The sequence below is a fragment of the Micromonospora sp. ALFpr18c genome, assembly GCF_008868155.1.
GTDB lineage: Bacteria > Actinomycetota > Actinomycetes > Mycobacteriales > Micromonosporaceae > Micromonospora.
The window spans coordinates 29,578-46,565 of record NZ_WBKR01000022.1 but is presented as its reverse complement, the minus strand read 5'-3'; the positions used below and the strand labels follow the sequence as shown (position 1 = coordinate 46,565).

Genomic DNA, 16,988 nt, shown 5'->3' with positions numbered 1-16,988 from the left:
TCCTGGCCTCGCTACGCAACCTCGCCATCAACGCCCTACGCCTGGCCGGCCGACCCGACATCACCGAAGCCACCCGCTGGGCAGCCCGCAACATGACCAGGCCATTCACCATCCTCGGCCTCACATCGTGATCATGAAACGGCCGTGGGCCATCCTCGACGCCGCCGACCGACCTCGCCCACCGAACCGGTGTCCCGTCGCCAGGTGCGGGGCGGCCCGTTTTCCCGTACGCGAGGTAGCGCCTTCCCCCTCGGAGGGGATCGATCTTCCGTCCGCATGGCTGACCGTGGAGGTATCGCAGAGCCGCGGGATCGCGGCCGGATCGGGAGGAAGAACATGCGCAGAACAATCGGATGGGGAATCGTCGCGATGGCCGTCATCGCGGGGCGGCGGCACCGGCGGCCGCCGCGGACCGCAGCCCGGCACGGGTGACCGGCTCCGCGGAGTTCGTCCTACCGTACGGGCAGGACGACGACGTGCGGTCGTTCGCCTTCGACGCCCGGTCGGTGCCGTACAGCCGCCCGATTCCGCTGCCCGGCGGGGAGCAGGGTTCGCCGGCGGATGCCACCGGTACGGTGCGGGTCTCGCACCGGCTGGCCGCCGAGGGCATCACCGTACGGTTCGAGGCGGCCGTCGACTGCATGATCACCAGCCCTGGTCATGCGACCCTGACCGCGATCGTCACCCGCGCGGACGAGCAGGCCCGCGACTTCCTCGGCAAGCGTGTCGGTTTCAGCGTGCAGGACGGCGGTCGCCATCGCGACCGGGTCGGTTTCACCTGGTCGGCCAGCGCCGACCAGAACGAGGCGGGCCAGTGGGGTCCGTCCCGAATCGGCACCTGCCTGGCACCGGCCGCGTTCGCCACGGTCACGCACGGGGATTACCGGGTGCGGCACGCCGAGCTGACGGCGCCGCCGGCCGGCAGCTGACCTCGACGACGGGGTAAACCGGGCCACGGCGGGGCGAGGGGATCGCCCCGCCGTGGCGTACCGGAATCGGTCACTCGGACCGGTCCGACGGTCCGTCGCGCCGGCTCTTCGACGAGCGGCGGGTGTGGGAGACGGTTGCCGCGACCAGCAGCACCGCCCCCAGGAAGAAGTAGGTGTTGATGCCGATGCCGGCCCAGAACTCACCCGTGGAGATGTCCTGGGCACCGACGAAGCCGCCACGACGGTTACCCGTCACCATCAGCACGTTCTCGACCATCCCGGGAACGCCTCGCAGGACGAGCAGGATGCTCCCGAACCACAGTGGGATCAGGATCAACCAGCGGGGCAGCTGTCGAGCCCACGGACGGACCGTGGCTGCGACGACGGCCGCGCCGACCGTCGACATCACGATGAGCACGACGTTGAAGATGAGGTAGGCCCTCCTGCCCCACGGGCCGTCACCGGTCGGATCGTCACCGGCGACGAGCACGAGGACCACATGCGAGGCGGTGAAGAGGATCAGCCATGCCAGGGCGCCGTACGCCCAGCGAGGACTTCGGGAGACGGGCATACCAGCAGCCTCGTGAGGCCGGCATGGCGACGCCTCCCGCCCAGGGTGGAGTCGACTCCCGCCCGAGGGGGAGGCCCCCGCGTCGCGCCGCTGGGACCTCTTCGGGTGCACCACGGTGGTGTCGATCGGTTCGGCGTTTCGGGCCCCGTACGCCTCCGAAGCCGATGGTGTCGTCACGTGACCTCCCCAGGTCGACCGCCATCGATGGTAGGCGACGATCGTCGACGCGGTGGCCCCGCGCCAGCCAGCCGCCGTCCCGCCAGGAAAACGCTTACCCACGCCTATTGACGGTCGTCACTGGCCGTCAGTACCGTGATGCGGCAGCGAGAAAGCGCTTTCCGACCCTTACCGTCCGACAGGGAGCGCCCCCATGCCCCGATTCCTGCGCGCGATCTGCCTCGCCCTGCTCACCATCGCCACCGTGGTGAGCACCACCACCGCCCTGCCCGCCGAGGCCGCCCCCCGCTTCCGGGTGCTGGTCTTCTCCAAGATCACCAACTTCTACCACGACTCGATCCCGGCCGGCGTCGCCGCGATCCAGCAGCTCGGCGCCACTCACAACTTCGAGGTGGTCGCCACCACCGACGCGGGCGCGTTCACCGACGCCAACCTCGCCACCTTCGACGCCCTGGTGTTCAACAACACCAACTCCACACCCGCCTCGGGCGACCTGCTCAACGCCAGCCAGCGGGCGGCGTTGCAGACGTTCATCCGCAACGGCGGCGGCTGGGCCGGCCTGCACGCCGCCTCGGCCAGCGAACGCGACTGGCCGTGGTACGAGGGCCTGGTCGGCACCATCTTCGACTACCACCCCGACTTCTCCGCCACCGGCGGCACGTTTCCCGGCCGGGTGAAGGTGCTCGACCGGGCGCACCCGTCGACGCGCAACCTGCCGGAGCTCTGGGAGCAGAGCGAGGAGTGGTACAACTGGCGGACCAACCCGACCGGCAACGTGCACACCCTCGCGCAGATCAAGGTGCGCGACGGGATCAACGGCCTGGACGAGGGCGTCGACCACGCGTACTCCTGGTGTCAGCGCTACGACGGCGGCCGGTCCTGGTTCACCGCCGGCGGGCACGCCAGCTCCCAGTTCAGCACGCCGACCTTCCTGGAGCACCTGCGCTACGGCATCGAGTGGGCCGCCGGCGCGGTCGCCGGCGACTGCTCGGCCACCGAGACCGGCACCTTCGAGCGGGTGGGGCTGGTCACCGAGAACCTGGCCGACCCGTTCGAACTGGCCGTCGCCCCGGACCGCAAGGTCTACTACATCCAGCGCACCGGCGCGTTGAAGGTGGTCAACTCCGACACCCTCCAGGTCACCACGCTGCTCGACTTCGCGTACACCTCGGCGATGACCGACCAGTCCGACGGGCTGCTCGGGATGACCCTGGACCGCAACTTCGCCAGCAACGGCTGGGTCTATCTGCTCTGGTCGGACAAGACCCTCAAACAGCTCAACCTGTCCCGGTTCACGGTGGCGAACAACAGCGTCGCGCTCTCCTCGGAGAAGCGGCTGCTGACCGTACCCACGTTCCGCGGTGAGGGCCGGGCCAACTCGCACATGGGTGGCTCGCTGGCGATGGACGCGGCCGGCCGCCTGTACGCGGCGATCGGCGACAACACCGACCCGTTCGCGTCCAGCGGCTACACCCCGATCGACGAACGCTCGGGCCGCGCCGCGTGGGACGCCCAGGGCACCGCCGGCAACACCAACGACCTGCGCGGCAAGATCCTGCGGATCACCCCACAGGCCGACGGTACGTACACCGTGCCGAGCGGCAACCTGTTCCCGGCCGGCACCGCGAAGACCCGGCCGGAAATCTACGCGATGGGCATGCGCAACCCGTTCCGGATCACCATCGAGCCGCAGACCAACGCGGTGCTGGTGGGTGACTACGGCCCGGACGCCCGGGCCGCCGACCCCAACCGTGGTCCGGAGGGGACGGTCGAGTTCAACCGGATCACCACGGCCGGCAACTACGGCTGGCCGTACTGCGTGGGCAACAACATCGCGTTCAACGACTACAACTACGCCACCAGCACCTCCGGGGCAAAGTTCACCTGCTCCGCACCGGTCAACAACTCCCCCAACAACACCGGCCTGACCACCCTGCCGGCGGCACGGTCGGCTCTGGTCTGGTACGCGTACTCCGCCTCCAGCCAGTTCCCCGAGGTGGGCACCGGCGGTGGCGGGCCGATGAGTGGTCCGGTCTACGACTACGACCCGACCAACACCCGCACCACGAAGTTCCCCGAGTACTTCGAGGGCAAGTGGATCACCTACGAGTTCACCCGCAGGTGGTTCAAGACGCTCTCGATCCACAAGACGGCGCAGACCTTCACCAACGCGCGCTTCGGCCCCACCGCCGTGGGTGACCTCCAGTCGATAAACGGGATCTTCGACAACATGAGCTGGATCCAGCCCTTCGAGGCGGAGTTCGGCCCGGACGGGTCGCTCTACGTCATCGACTTCGGCGAGGGCACCGGCAGCGGGCGGGGCGGCAGCAACGCCGGCGCCGGCATCTACCGGATCGACTACGTGGCCAACGGCCGACCGCCGACCGCGAAGATCGCCGCCACCCCGGACAGCGGGCGCGCGCCGCTCACGGTCACCTTCTCCTCGGCCGGCACGGCGGCCGGTGACGGCACGGCGCTCAGCTACGCCTGGGACTTCACCAACGACGGCACCACCGACTCGACCGCGGCGAACCCCACCTACACCTACTCGTCGGCCGGGAAGCACACCGCCCGGCTGACCGTCCGCAACAGCGGTAACGGGTTGACCGCCAGCGCGGTCACCGACGTGGTCGTCGGCAACACCCGACCGACGGTGACCATCACCGTGCCCGACGGCGGGTTCTTCGACTTCGGCGACAAGATCCCGTACACGGTGACGGTGACCGACCCGGAGGACGCCACCATCGACTGCGCCAAGGTGACCGTCCAGACGCAACTCGGCCACGACTCGCACGCCCACCCGTTGGACGTCTACACCGGCTGCTCGGGGTTGCTCGCCACCGAGGCCGACGCGGGTGACGGGCACGGCCCCGGGCAGAACCTCTACACCGTCGTCACCGCCCAGTACACCGACGGCGGCGCGGCCGGCGGCGTACCGGCGTTGACCGGCTCGACCCGGGCCCAGCTGCAGCCCAAGAGCAAGGAGGCCGAGCACTTCAGCGCCCAGTCCGGCCTCACCGTGAACGACCGGGCCACCGCCCGCGCCGGCAAGCGGCTGGGCGACGTCGACCACAACGACTGGGCGGCGTACGGGCCGGTGGACCTGCGCAACATCGGTTCGGTGACGCTCGGTGTGACCAACGGTGGCCTCGGCGGCACCATCGAACTGCGGACCGGCTCACCCACCGGCACCCTGATCGGCACGGCCAGCATCGGCTCGACCGGCGGGTGGGACAACCTGGTCTCCCCCACCGTCACCCTGACCAACAAGCCCACCGGCACCACCACCCTGTACGCGAGGTTCGTCAACACCGCCCAGGTCGGCGGCACCCCGGACCTACTCTCGCTGGACTGGCTGCGCTTCAACGGCGCCGGCGTCAAACAGGAGCCCGGTGGGACGCTCGCCATCGCGGCCAGTCCGGGCAGCGGCGCCGCACCGCTGACCACCACGCTGACCGCCACCGCCACGGCGCCGTCCGGGCAGAGCATCACCGACTACGCGTGGGACTTCGGCGACAACAGCGCCATCACGCACGGTGCGACACTGCGCTCGACGAGCCACAGCTACCCGCGCAAGGGGACCTACACCGCCCGGGTGACGACCACCTACACCAGCGGGGAGACCCGCTCGCTCAACCTGACCATCACAGTCACCTGACCGCGCGGGCCGGTGGCGGGCGGGTTTGTCCCAGCCGCCCGCCACCGGTCGGCACTGCGGATTTGATCACTGAACGGGCCAGCAACGTAGATCTTGGACAGTTTCCGTTCTCGCGTAACGGAAACTGTCCAAGATCTGCGTCAGGTCGGGCAGAGTTGTCCAGGTCGAACCTCGCTGACCGCGTTTCGACCAGGCTCGCGAGAGGTGCCGACAGAGGCTCGTCCGCCACAGTTTCTGGACTTGCCGGTCCATTATCTGCGAGTCCCAGTCCGTTACGGCGCCGCGCACTGGCCCGGCCCTTTCCGGATATGACGGGGGAAGACCGATGGATTTGCAGCTTGCCGGCAAGCGCGCTCTGGTTACCGGCGCGAGCAGCGGTCTCGGCGCGGAGATCGCGGCGGTGCTGGCCGCCGAAGGCGTTGCCGTGGTCGTTCACGGCCGGGACCAGGCCCGCCTGCGCCGCCGTTGGCGTCGATCCGTCCGGCGGGTATTGATCGTCCCCGCTGAAGCGTCGCGGGGAACTGCCCGGGGGAGGTGAGGGGGACGACGGGATGTGGGGCGGTGCCCATCGGCACCGCCCCACACTCGTTCTGCGTTACTCCCAGGAACTCTGCTGGGTGTAGACGAGGTTGCCCGGAACCACGGCCCCGTTGGTGCTCCACTCGGTGTACGCCCAGAAGTCGCCCTCGGCCAGCGGCTTGTTCGGCTTCAACGTGAAGTTGACACTCTGACCGCGCTCCGTCGTGGAGGGCACCGTCAGCGTGGCGGGTGAATACGTGGCGTTACGGCCGATGATGGCGTGCTTCAGTTCGAAGTCGACGACCGGGCCGCCGGGCACCTGCGCGAACACGTAGGCCGTGTAACGCCCCGGCTCGGGCAGGAACTTGTACGCCTGCTCCGCGCTGGTCCAGTACCTGTCACTGCTGTAGATCAGGGTGTCGCCCTTGTACAGGTACAGGTCGAGGTTCGTGTTCGGGTCCTCGGTGTTGGCCTCGACGACGATGCCGGCGGTGTTCGCCGGCACGGTGAAGTCGACCTTCTTCACCCCGGACGCCTTCGGGTCGAACACGCCGCCGTAGACGCCGGCCGGCATCGAGTACGACGTACGCCGCATCGGCGTGTAACCGGTGCTGCGACCGGCGAGTGGCCCGGTGAAGCCCGGCTGGACGTAGCCGAACGCGCCGTTGGCCATCCGGCCGAACTCCTCGCCGTCGTCCCCGTACGGCCGGGCGGTGATCCCCCACGGACGGGCGGCGACCGGGATCCGGGCGCTGTGGGCCTTGCCGCGCCAGGTGATCGATCCGGTCACGTACCGGTCCCAGGGGGCGCTGCCCCGGCTCACCGTGATGGTCACCGTCGCGGACGCGCCCGGCGCCAGCGTCACCGACGCCGGCGTGACGGTGACCCTCATGCCCTTCAGGCCGGACACCGACGACCGGTAGGTCTCCCGCGCCTTGCCCACGTTGGTCAGGGTGCGGGTGAGGGTCACCGGGCGGGTGCCGTCGTACTCGCGCAGCGAGATGGCCGGCAGGTTGAGTTCCTTGCCGTCGGGCTGGGCCGTCTCGCTGAAGGCGACCAGTTCCGCCGCGGTCGGCTCGATGACCAGTCCCGGGTCGCTGGCACCGGCCAGGTTGATGAAGCCGCTGCCCTGGTCCAGGGGGTTGGTGGTGCCGACGGTGTCGGTGGCGGTGGTCCGCAGCGCCGAGGCGACCCGGCCCGGCGACCAGTCCGGATGCGTGGCACGTAGGACCGCTGCCGCGCCGGCCACGTACGGCGACGCCATCGAGGTGCCCGAGTACGCGTCGTACTGCCGCCCGAAGTTGCCCGCCGGTGAGACCGCGGCGATGATGTCCGATCCCGGGGCGACCAGGTCGGGCTTGAAGACGCCGTAGGTCACCTTGTCCGGGCCGGTGGAGGAGAAGTCGGCGACACTGGGTACGCCCGGGACGCTGGAGCCGTCACCGCCGGCCCGCACGGACACCGTCGCGTCGGTGGGGTGGCGCATCAGGTAGTTGAACACCGTGCCGGCCTGCTTCTCGGTCGGCAGGTACACCACCGGGAAGTTGTAGATGGAGTTGACCCGGTAGTTGCCGACCGGGTCGAACAGCACCATCGCCGCCCCGCCCTTGGCCTTGACCTCGGCGGCGGAGCCGAACGTGTCGTTCAGCGCGCAGGCGACCACCTTGCCCTTGATCTTGGCAGCGTCGAGGCTGCCCGGCTCGCAGTACACCGCGCCCAGGTCCGGCGAGCCGGCCTGGTCGCCGAAGACCAACGGCCGCGAGCCGCCACCGGGCAACGCGTCCAGCGAGCCGCCGACCAGCTTCGTGCCGTCACCCAGCTTGAGCGTCGCCTCGTCGAGGTTGGTCACCGCCGCGCCGACCGTGGTCACCCAGGGTGCCGCGTTGCTGATGGCCCCGCTCACGATGCCGGTGTTTCCCGCCGACGCCGCCACGAACACCCCGGACAGGGTGGCGTTGAGGAAGGCCATGCCGATCGGGGTGTTGGCCTCCCAGTCGCCGAGCTGCGAGCCGATCGAGAAGTTCAGGACCTGCACGCCGTCGGCGACGGCCGCGTCGATGCCGGCGATGATGTCGGCGTCGTAGCCCACGCCACCCCAGAGCACCTTGTAGACGGCGATCTGGGCGTCCGGCGCCACTCCGGAGATCGGGTCGAAGCGCCGACCGTCGATCGTGACGTCCGAGACCGGCAGACCGGCCGCCGTGGACGCGGTGTGCGTGCCGTGCCCGGCCGCGTCGCGGGGGGACAGGAACTCGCCCTCGGGCACCGAGCCACCGCCGGCGAGCCACGTGTCGGCGAAGTACCGGGCGCCGACGATCTTGCCGTTGCAGTGCTCGGCCACGAAGGCCACCCCGGTCTGGCAGGTGCCGTGCCAGTTGGCGGGAGCCGGCATCTTCTTGGCGAACGACGCGCTCTCCGGCCAGATGCCGGTGTCCAGGACGCCGATCACCATGCCCGCACCGGTGGCGGGACCTGGCGTGACCGGCTTGGGCGGCTTGGGGGTGTGGCCCGCCGCCGACGGGTCAGGCCCGGCCGCGGTGGCGGGGGCCGACGTGGCGGGGGCCGACGTGGTCGCGAGGGCCGACGTCGAGCGGGTGCCGAGCGCCTGCGCCGCGGTCACGGCACGGACCCGCTTGTCCGCCCGCAACGCGGTCGCCTGCTGGGCGGTCAGCGTCGCCGAGAACCCGTTGAAGGCGGCGGTGTAGGCCGCCGTGACGTGGACGCCGACCGCCGTGGCGACGGCGGTCCGCTGCGCGTCGAGGTGGCGGCGGTACGCCTGCGACGGCGCCGACGTCACGTCCAGCCGGGTGCCGGGCGCCGGACGGGTCCGCGTCAGCCCCGAGGTCCCGCCGACGTACGTGGTCAGGGGGTCCTCGGCCAGTTCGACGATGTACACGCCGGATCCGGTCGCGTCCACAGCGGACTTCGGGCTGTCCGCGTGGTCGCTGTCGGGGCGCCGATCGGCCCCGTCGGTCAGGGTGACCTTCCGGTCGGACCCGGCGGAGAAGTAGCCCGGGCCGCTGGTGCCGGGCCGTTCACCGGGGGCCGCCGAGGCCGGTCCCGCGACACCGGTTGTGCCGGTGATCATGGCGACGACCAGCGTCGGTAGCGCTAGTCTTCGCAGCCTGTTGCCGCTCGTGCGTGTAGCCACGAGTCTCCTCTCGATCGCCCCTTGTGGAGCTGTCCGCATCGATCGCGATCCGCGAATGGGAGCGCTCCCCCACCTAAGCTGTCGACGGTTAATCGAGGATTTGCACGGTGTTACGGATCACTGGTCCGTATAAGATCACGATCGATCAGTCGCGGCTAGATCATGTTTTCCGGCACCGCCCCGGCGCGGTACACGGCGAGCGGTCGGCGCAACACCGTCATGTCGCGCGTCGGGTCGCCGTCCACGACCAGCAGGTCGGCGTCGAAGCCGGCGCGGACGCGGCCCTTGCGCCGCCCCAGGCCACACACCTCGGCAGCGACGGAGGTCGCCGCGGCCAGAGCTGCGGTCGCGGGGATGCCACTCGCGACGTACTCGACGAGCGTCTCCGGCAGGATCCCGTGCGGCTTCGCGGGGCCGAGGCCCGCGTCCGAACCGGCCACCAGGCGGACCCCGGCCCGGTGCAGGGTGGCGGCGGCGCGCAGCGCGGCCTCGCTGAGCCCGGCCCGCGCGGCCATCTCCACCACCTCCGGCGGCGTGATCACGGCGGGATCGGTGCCGAGCGTGGCACAGACCGCCACCCCGGACGTGGCCAGGCGAGCCGCGAGTTCGCCGGGGACCTGGGCGCCGGACGCGGTCACACACGTGCAGTGCTCGATGCCGTCGACGCCGACGCGCAGCGCCTGCTCGACGGCGCTCAGCGCGTGCGCGTGCGCGGTCACCGGCAGGCCGAGATCGTGCGCCTGGGTCAGCGCGGCGGTCAGTTCCTGGTCGGTGAACTGCGGCCGGGTGGTGTCGGTGCCGGGGGTGAACACTCCGCCGCTGGCCATGACCTTGACCACGTCGGCGCCGGCCGCCGCCTGCCGACGCACGGTCTCGCGGATCCCGTCGACGCCGCTCGCCTCGCCCCCCATCCACCAGCAGTGCCCGCCGACACTGGTGATCGGCGCACCCGACGCGACCACCGTGGGCAGGTCGTCGCGCACCTCCCGGTCCCGCCACCGGAGCACGGCACCGTGGCGGTCACCCAGGTCCCGGACGGTCGTGACACCGGCCGCCAGGTGCGCGCGCAGGGACGCCTCGACGACCGCGTCGAGGTCCGTCTCGGGACGTTCGGCGAGCCGGCCGAGGGCGTCCGGCCCGGCGTCGGCGCACAGGTGCACGTGCGCGTCGATCAAGCCGGGAAGTAGGGTGCCGTCCGGATGCTCGCGCACCGGCCAGCCCTCCGGCACCTCGATCCACCCTCGCCGCACGTCGGTGATGCGACCGCCGTCCAGCAGGAGCAGCACCCCACCGCCCACCAGCCGCTCGCCGTCGAACATCCGGGCCGCCCGGACAGCATGCTTCGTCATCGGTGCTCCCCCGTCGAGCTAAACAGTTTCCACCGGCTCTGCACTGACGGCACCCCGCGAACACGGGGCCCTGGTCAGCGTGAAGTACGACGCCGAAGCCACCAGCAGCCCGACGCCCCACTGCGACGAGAGCGAACCTGCTCACCGGTTCGACTCCTGTGTGCACGGCCGGCGTCCAACTCGGACCGGCCGAGGTAGGGGTCATGGCTTCGTCCTCATGAAACCCACCATCCGCGCCGTCGAACCCTGTCACCTCCCCTCAGGAAGCGAGCCCTGTCCCTCAACAGAGGGAGCGGGCCACCCGGGCACGCCGACGTGCGGCGTTGGTACTAGATGTCCTGCCTGACCTTCGCGACGTCCAGCCCCAGCAAGGGGCCGAAGAACCTGGTGAATTCCTCCAAGGAGCCCGATTGGAAGATCTCCCTCGCACCATCGAGGATGGCCACTGCTCCGGACGGCAGGTCGAAGAGGTAGCCAACAGCCTCCTCGTCTCTGATGAGAACGAAGACCTGCGGCACCTGCGCCACGACAACCTCCGGAATCTCGGGCATCGGCGACTCACTCAACGGCCGCAACTCCTCTGGTTCTCCACGAGGGGCAGCACCTACCCCGTCAAGCCCGAGATTGTCCTGGGACAATTGCATGACGATAGTGTGGGGACAATCTGACCGAAGGTCAAGGATTATCCTGGGACAATCGAGGGGTGTTGACGTGGTGGTGCACTCGCGTTACTTGGGCATCGCGTCCAAGATCCGAGAACGGATCGAAGCCGGGGAGTGGGCGCCGGGCGCGCGGCTTCCGACCCTCAACGACCTCGCCGCCGAGTACGACGCCAACCGCGACACCATCGGTCGGGCCATCGCCCTTCTTGAGACAGAGGGCTACGTGTGGGCCGTCCAAGGCCGGGGCATCGCCGTTCGGTACGGCACTATGCGTCCCCGTCGACCACGCGGTGACCTGGTCAAACGCAACGAGCAAGCAACCGGCTACTCGTTCCCCTCGGCCAGCAGCCAGGAGGTGTGGGTTCGCCACGGCGAGGCCGTCAGCGCACCGGCCCGCCTGGACGATCCCCGCGTCGCCAAGCTTCTCGGCGTGGACCCTGGCACCGAGGTGCTTCGCCGGTTCCGGGTCACCGGGCCCGCGTCCGAAGCCCCGTTCCAGATCAACGTCTCGTGGATTCACCCGCGTGTCGCCGACATCGCTGCCGAGTTGGACGCGGAACCCGCTGCGGGCGAGTGGTTGCATCGCATTGAGAACGCCGGCCACTGGCCCATCAGTTGGATGGAGATTCATCGCGCCCGAATGCCCAACAAGGACGAGGCCACGCTCCTGGAGATCCCCACCAACCTGCCCGTGCTGGAGATCGTGCGGGTCGGGACCTCGGGGGCCGACAACAAGCCGGTCGAGGTGACCGAGTACGTCGTGGCGAGCGATCGGGTCGAGACGGTCCACGTCCTGCACCGTGCCGACAACGCCCAGCAGCCGTGGTCTGACGCCGGATCGAGAGGTGACTCACTGCCGTGACGGTCATCGTCGAAGCCGCCAGCCGGACACACCAGGGCCTCGTCCGTAGACGAAACGAGGACTCCCACAGCCAAGGGCAGTGGCTCTTTGTTGTCGCGGACGGTCTCGGCGGCCACGTCGCCGGTGACATCGCCAGCAGCACGGTGACAACGGCCTTGGCGGCGTATGACCGTCCGGTGCCGGCGAAGGATCTTGCCAACTTCTTGGGGCAGGCGATCTACGAGGCGAGCGAAGCGTTACGCCGGAAGGTCCGCGCGGACCCGGAGCTGGCTGGGATGGGGACCACGTTGGTCGCTCTGCTGTGCTCCGGCAGCGAGGCGGTCGTGGCGAACGTCGGGGACTCCCGCGCCTACCTGATCCGGCGCCACGGCTCCCGCGACAGTGCGATGCTCCAGATCAGCGAGGATCACACCTACCAACATCTCGTCGCCAACGCAGACAAGGTGCCGAATCTGGGCGAGAAGCTGGCCCGCTTTCTCGATGGCCGAAACGACGGCCGATCGCCCGACCTGACACCTCTCCACCTCCAACCCGGCGACCGAATCCTGTTGTGCTCTGACGGTCTGAGTTCGTACGTACCAGGCGAACAGATACGAGCTGCGCTCGACTCCGACGGTAGTCCAGGGGATATCGCCGACCAGCTCGTGACCTTGGCGGTCAACCAGGGCGGGCACGACAACATCACCGTCATTGTCATTGACGTGGCCCAGCGCTAAGGCTCCGCCGCACGCCAGCATCAGCGCTGGTGTCGGCGCCAGCCTGCGGTGAGCAGCCCGGCGAGGGCCAGGCCGAGCAGCGGCGCGAGACCCACCCCGGCGAGGGTGCAGGCGACCGCGAGCAACGCCGGCGGCACCCAACACCAGGCGGGCACGCTGCGCGGGGCGCGGCCGCGCCGCCGGGCCGCGGCCTCGGTCGCCATCGGCACGACCAGCACCGGCAGCGCGGCGGCCAGCAGGGTCAGCCAGGGCAGCACCAGCCGGTCGAAGCGCGCCACCGTCAGCAGTCCCCCGAGCACCGCGACGGCCAGCATCGCGGTGCGGGCCGGCACCCGCGGCGCCAGGCCACGGATCGCCAGTGTCCCGGAGTACGTCGTGGTCAGCGCTGCCGCGAAGACCGCCACCGCGACGAACAGATTGGCGTACGCGGCCAGCCCCGACCCGGCGGCGAGGAGCGCGACCACGTCCGCCGAGCCGGTCCGCAGCCACAGACCGGCGCCGGCGAGCACCCCGAGCAGCGTCGGCCCGATCAGCAGCCCCACGCACCAGGCCAGGTCCCTCCCGCGGGCCAGACCGACGCTGAAGTCCGGTGCCCGCAACGCGAACACCGCGACGTAGCCGATCAGCGCGGCGGCGTCGGCGAGCCCACCGGCGGCGAGGCGGACCGGCGCGCCGGGCGGCGGCAGCACGGTCAGGCACCATCCGACCAGGACCACCGCGCTGAGGGTGGTGAGCACCGCGATCCGGTTGCCGAGCCGGGCGGGCGCCCAGGAGACGGCGAGGACCGCCACCTCCAGCAGCGCCGGCCCGACCCAGCCCGGCAGGTGCGTCAACGCGGCCAGTGACGCGCCGCCGAGCCCGACGTTGAAGCCGTTCCAGCCGACCATCGACACGGCCAGCACCGCCGCCAGCAGCAGGCGGGAGACCCGCCCCAGGTACGCGGGCAGCACCGCGGTCAGGGTGCCGCCGTCACCGAGCGGCCGGCGCAGGCCGATCCGGCCCTGCCCCCACAGCAGCGCCACCATCAGCGCCCCGCCGACCAGCAGCCCGGCCACCGGCACCGCGCCGCCGTGCCGGTCGGCCATCGCCGCGCCGAGCACCAGGGTGGCCGGCGCGGTGCCGATGCCCAGCCAGGCGCCGACCGCCGCCGGCCACCGCCGCCCCCGGCCCTCCTCGACGGGCCCGGCGGACGCCGGAGCGACGCCGGCCGCTGGACCGGGATCAGACAACGTGGCGCAGGTAGCCGGCTATCGCCGCGTCCAGCACCTCCGCGCCGGGACGCGCCCACACCTGCGCGGAGAAGACCTCCACCTCGATCGGGCCGACGTAGCCGGCGGCGTCCACCGCCTCGCGCAGCCGGCGCAGCTCGATGCACCCGTCGCCGGGCAGCGCCCGGCCGAGCAAGACCCCCTCGGGCAGCGGGGTCACCCAGTCGCAGACCTGGAACGCGGCGATCCGCGTGCCGGCCCGCTCGATCTGCGCGTACACCGTGTCGTCCCACCAGATGTGGTACGCGTCCACGACCACACCCACCACCGTCGGGTCGAACCGTTCGGCGATGTCCAACGCCTGCCCGAGGGTGGCGATCACGCAGCGGTCGGCGGCGAACATCGGGTGCAGCGGCTCGATGGCCAGCCGTACGCCGGCTGCCGCCGCGTGCGGGGCCAGCTCGCCGATCGCGTCGGCGACCCGGCGGCGGGCGCCGTCGATGTCCCGGCGGCCCGCCGCCAGCCCACCGGAGACCAGCACCAGTTCGGGGGCGCCCAGCGTGGCCGCCTCCTCGATGGCGCGCAGATTCTCCGCCAGCCAGTCGTCGGCGGAGAAGAACCCGCCCCGGCACAACGAGGTGACGGTGAGCCCGGCATCGCGGACCAGCTTCGCCGAGCGGGCCAGCCCGTACTCCGCGACCGGTTCCCGCCACAGGCCGATGCCCGGCACGCCGGCGGCCACACAACCGGCCACCACGTCGGGCAGCGGCCAGCGCTGGGCGGTGGCCTGGTTGAACGAGAAGCGCCGCAGCGCGTCGCCGCTGCCACCCGACGGTGCCGCACCCGCGAACTCGACGGTCACTGCGCCACCCCCGCCACCGTGAACAGCGCTCGGGCGCGGGCGGCGGCCAGGTCCGCGTCGGGCAACAGGCCGGCCGCGTCGGCCAGGGTGAGCAGGGTGGCCAGGTGTGCGGGAGAACGCCCGGACTGCGCGCCACCGACCATCGTGAAATGGTCCTGGTGCCCGGCCAGCCAGGCCAGGAACACGATCCCGGTCTTGTAGTGCCAGGTCGGCGCCGCGAACAGGTGCCGGGCCAGCGGCACGGTCGGCGCGAAGACCTCGTCGTACGTCGAGACGTCCCCCCGGTCCAGGGCGGCCAGCGCGGCGGCGGCGGCCGGCGCGATGGCCGCGAACACCCCGAGCAGCGCGTCGGAATGGCCCGCCTCGTCGCCCCGGATCAGCTCCGGGTAGTGGAAGTCGTCACCGGTGTAGAGACGCACCCCGGCCGGTAGCCGGCGGCGCAACGCGACCTCCCGGCCGGCGTCGAGCAGTGACACCTTGATGCCGTCCACCCTGGACTGGTGGGCCTTGATCAGCTCGACGACCGTGTCGGCGGCCAGGTCCAGGTCGACCGCACCCCAGTAGCCGGTCAGCGCCGGGTCGAACATCGGACCCAGCCAGTGCAGCACCACCGGCTCGTCGGCGGCGCTCAGCAGCTCGTCGTACACCCGCAGGTAGTCCTCCGGGCCGCGGGCGGCGGCGGCCAGGTGCCGGCTGCACATCAGCACCGGCCGGGCACCGGCCGCGTGGACGTCGTCGAGCTGCTCGCGGTACGCGGCGGTGACCGACGACAGGGTGGCCGGACCGGCCGGCAGCTGGTCGGTGCCGACACCGGCGACGATGCGTCCACCCACGGCGCGGGCCTCGGCCGCGCTGCGCCGGATCAGCTCCCGGGTCGCCGGATAGTCCAACCCCATCCCCCGCTGGGCGGTGTCCATCGCCTCGGCCACCCCCAGCCCGTACGACCACAGGTGCCGCCGGAAGGCGAGCGTGGTGTCCCAGTCCACGGCCGCCGGAGCACCCGGGGTGTTCTCCGCGCCCGGGTCGGCGACCACGTGCGCGGCGGCGTACGCGATGCGGCTGGTCGCGGGCGCCGACGGGCGGGCGAACCCGGTCCCCCCGGCCAGCCGGTGGCGCCGCCCGCCCGGCAGCACGACCTCGGCGGCGCTCACGAGTGCAACTCCGGCACCTCGACGCGGACGCCCTCGCGGGCCGCGCGCAATCCCAGTTCGGCGAGCTGCACGCCGCGCGCGCCGGCCAGGAAGTCCCACCGGAAGGGCTCGCCGGCTACGACGTGCCGCAGGAACGCCTCCCACTGCACCTTGAAGCCGTTGTCGAACTCCTCGTTGTCGGGCACCTCGGCCCACTGGGCGCGGAAGTCCTCGGTGACCGGCAGGTCCGGATTCCACACCGGCTTCGGGGTGACCGCCCGGTGCTGCACCCGGCAGTTGCGCAGGCCGGCGACCGCGCTGCCCTCGGTGCCGTCGACCTGGAACTCCACCAGCTCATCGCGGTACACCCGCACGGCCCAGGACGAGTTGATCTGCGCGATCACCCCGCCGTCGAGTTCGAAGGTGGCGTACGCGGCGTCGTCGGCGGTGGCCGCGTACGGGCCGCCGGCCTCGTCGACCCGCTCGGGCACGTGGGTGGCGATCACGCAGGAGACGGCGTTCACCCGGCCGAACAGCTCCTCCAGCACGTAGTGCCAGTGCGGGAACATGTCCACCACGATGCCGCCGCCGTCCTCGGCCCGGTAGTTCCACGACGGACGCTGCGCCGGCTGCCAGTCGCCCTCGAAGACCCAGTAGCCGAACTCACCGCGCACCGAGAGGATCCGGCCGAAGAAACCCCCGACGACGAGACGCTCGAGCTTGCGCAGCCCCGGCAGGAACAGCTTGTCCTGTACGACGCCGGTGCGGACGGCCGCCGCGTCGGCGGCCCGGGCCAGGTCGAGCGCCGCGGCCGTGTCCTCGGCGAGGGGCTTCTCCGTGTAGATGTGCTTGCCGGCCTCGATGGCCTGCCGGATGGCCTTCTCCCGTTGCTGGGTGACCTGGGCGTCGAAGTAGACCTCGACGTCGTCCCGGGCCAGCGCCGAGGTCAGGTCGGTGGTCCAGTCGGTCAGGCCGTGCCGCTCGGCGAGCTCACGGAGCTTGGTCTCGTTACGCCCGACCAGGACCGGTTCCGGCCAGATGGTCGTGCCGTCGGCCAGCGTCACGCCGCCGGCCTCGCGGATGGCCAGCAGCGAGCGGACGAGGTGCTGCCGGTAGCCCATCCTTCCGGTCACGCCGTTGACGATGATGCCGATCGACCTGCGGGTCATGGTGTTCCTTCCGTCGTGCTGGTCG

The 16,988-nt window shown here is 71.1% G+C and carries 13 protein-coding genes; 5 read left to right on the top strand and 8 right to left on the bottom strand.

Annotated features, from left to right (window positions below; all coding sequences use genetic code 11):
- The first annotated feature begins 428 nt into the window (after positions 1-428).
- Positions 429-929, top strand: a complete 501-nt coding sequence (locus tag F8271_RS07080) for a hypothetical protein (protein ID WP_151488842.1) — start codon at positions 429-431, stop codon at positions 927-929.
- Positions 930-999: 70 nt separating this feature from the next.
- Here the strand turns inward: F8271_RS07080 and F8271_RS07075 are convergent, their stop codons facing one another.
- The gene (locus F8271_RS07075; RefSeq protein WP_151488841.1) at positions 1,000-1,500 is read right to left on the bottom strand and encodes a DUF3995 domain-containing protein; all 501 of its coding nucleotides are present in this window, start codon (positions 1,498-1,500) and stop codon (positions 1,000-1,002) included.
- 370 nt (positions 1,501-1,870) lie between these two features.
- Between F8271_RS07075 and F8271_RS07070 the strand changes: the two genes are divergently transcribed.
- Positions 1,871-5,335, top strand: coding sequence for a ThuA domain-containing protein (locus F8271_RS07070; protein ID WP_151488840.1), 3,465 nt, complete (start codon positions 1,871-1,873; stop codon positions 5,333-5,335).
- A 325-nt stretch (positions 5,336-5,660) separates the two neighbouring features.
- Positions 5,661-5,873: an SDR family NAD(P)-dependent oxidoreductase gene (locus F8271_RS33000; RefSeq protein WP_225854209.1), complete on the top strand. Its 213-nt coding sequence runs from the start codon at positions 5,661-5,663 to the stop codon at positions 5,871-5,873.
- A gap of 57 nt (positions 5,874-5,930) precedes the next feature.
- Here the strand turns inward: F8271_RS33000 and F8271_RS33980 are convergent, their stop codons facing one another.
- The 3 genes from F8271_RS33980 to F8271_RS07050 form a co-directional block, all read right to left on the bottom strand.
- A complete protein-coding gene (locus tag F8271_RS33980; protein ID WP_305069469.1) occupies positions 5,931-8,942 on the bottom strand; it encodes a S8 family serine peptidase in 3,012 nt (1,003 codons plus the stop codon).
- A gap of 218 nt (positions 8,943-9,160) precedes the next feature.
- Positions 9,161-10,354, bottom strand: a complete 1,194-nt coding sequence (locus F8271_RS07055) for an amidohydrolase family protein (protein ID WP_151488838.1) — start codon at positions 10,352-10,354, stop codon at positions 9,161-9,163.
- Positions 10,355-10,683: 329 nt separating this feature from the next.
- The gene (locus F8271_RS07050) at positions 10,684-10,905 is read right to left on the bottom strand and encodes a hypothetical protein (RefSeq protein ID WP_151488837.1); all 222 of its coding nucleotides are present in this window, start codon (positions 10,903-10,905) and stop codon (positions 10,684-10,686) included.
- On the opposite strand from F8271_RS07050, the gene F8271_RS07045 reads away from it, so the two are divergent.
- Positions 10,850-11,878: a GntR family transcriptional regulator gene (locus F8271_RS07045; RefSeq protein ID WP_370461876.1), complete on the top strand. Its 1,029-nt coding sequence runs from the start codon at positions 10,850-10,852 to the stop codon at positions 11,876-11,878. The two genes, F8271_RS07050 and F8271_RS07045, sit on opposite strands and share 56 nt — an antisense overlap.
- A complete protein-coding gene (locus F8271_RS07040) occupies positions 11,875-12,594 on the top strand; it encodes a PP2C family serine/threonine-protein phosphatase (protein ID WP_151488836.1) in 720 nt (239 codons plus the stop codon). The genes F8271_RS07045 and F8271_RS07040 overlap by 4 nt, the downstream gene beginning before the upstream one ends.
- 20 nt (positions 12,595-12,614) lie before the next feature.
- Here F8271_RS07040 and F8271_RS07035 read toward each other — a convergent pair whose 3' ends face one another.
- From F8271_RS07035 to F8271_RS07020, 4 genes are read right to left on the bottom strand one after another with little or no spacing between them, the layout of a single operon-like run.
- Complete coding sequence (locus F8271_RS07035) at positions 12,615-13,823, bottom strand: hypothetical protein (RefSeq protein WP_151488835.1); 1,209 nt, start codon at positions 13,821-13,823, stop codon at positions 12,615-12,617.
- Complete coding sequence (locus tag F8271_RS07030) at positions 13,816-14,664, bottom strand: sugar phosphate isomerase/epimerase (RefSeq protein WP_225854208.1); 849 nt, start codon at positions 14,662-14,664, stop codon at positions 13,816-13,818. The genes F8271_RS07035 and F8271_RS07030 overlap by 8 nt, the downstream gene beginning before the upstream one ends.
- The gene (locus F8271_RS07025) at positions 14,661-15,815 is read right to left on the bottom strand and encodes a dihydrodipicolinate synthase family protein (RefSeq protein ID WP_151488834.1); all 1,155 of its coding nucleotides are present in this window, start codon (positions 15,813-15,815) and stop codon (positions 14,661-14,663) included. The genes F8271_RS07030 and F8271_RS07025 overlap by 4 nt, the downstream gene beginning before the upstream one ends.
- On the bottom strand, positions 15,812-16,963 hold the full coding sequence (locus F8271_RS07020) for a Gfo/Idh/MocA family protein (RefSeq protein ID WP_151488833.1): 1,152 nt from the start codon (positions 16,961-16,963) through the stop codon (positions 15,812-15,814). The genes F8271_RS07025 and F8271_RS07020 overlap by 4 nt, the downstream gene beginning before the upstream one ends.
- Positions 16,964-16,988: the final 25 nt, after the last annotated feature.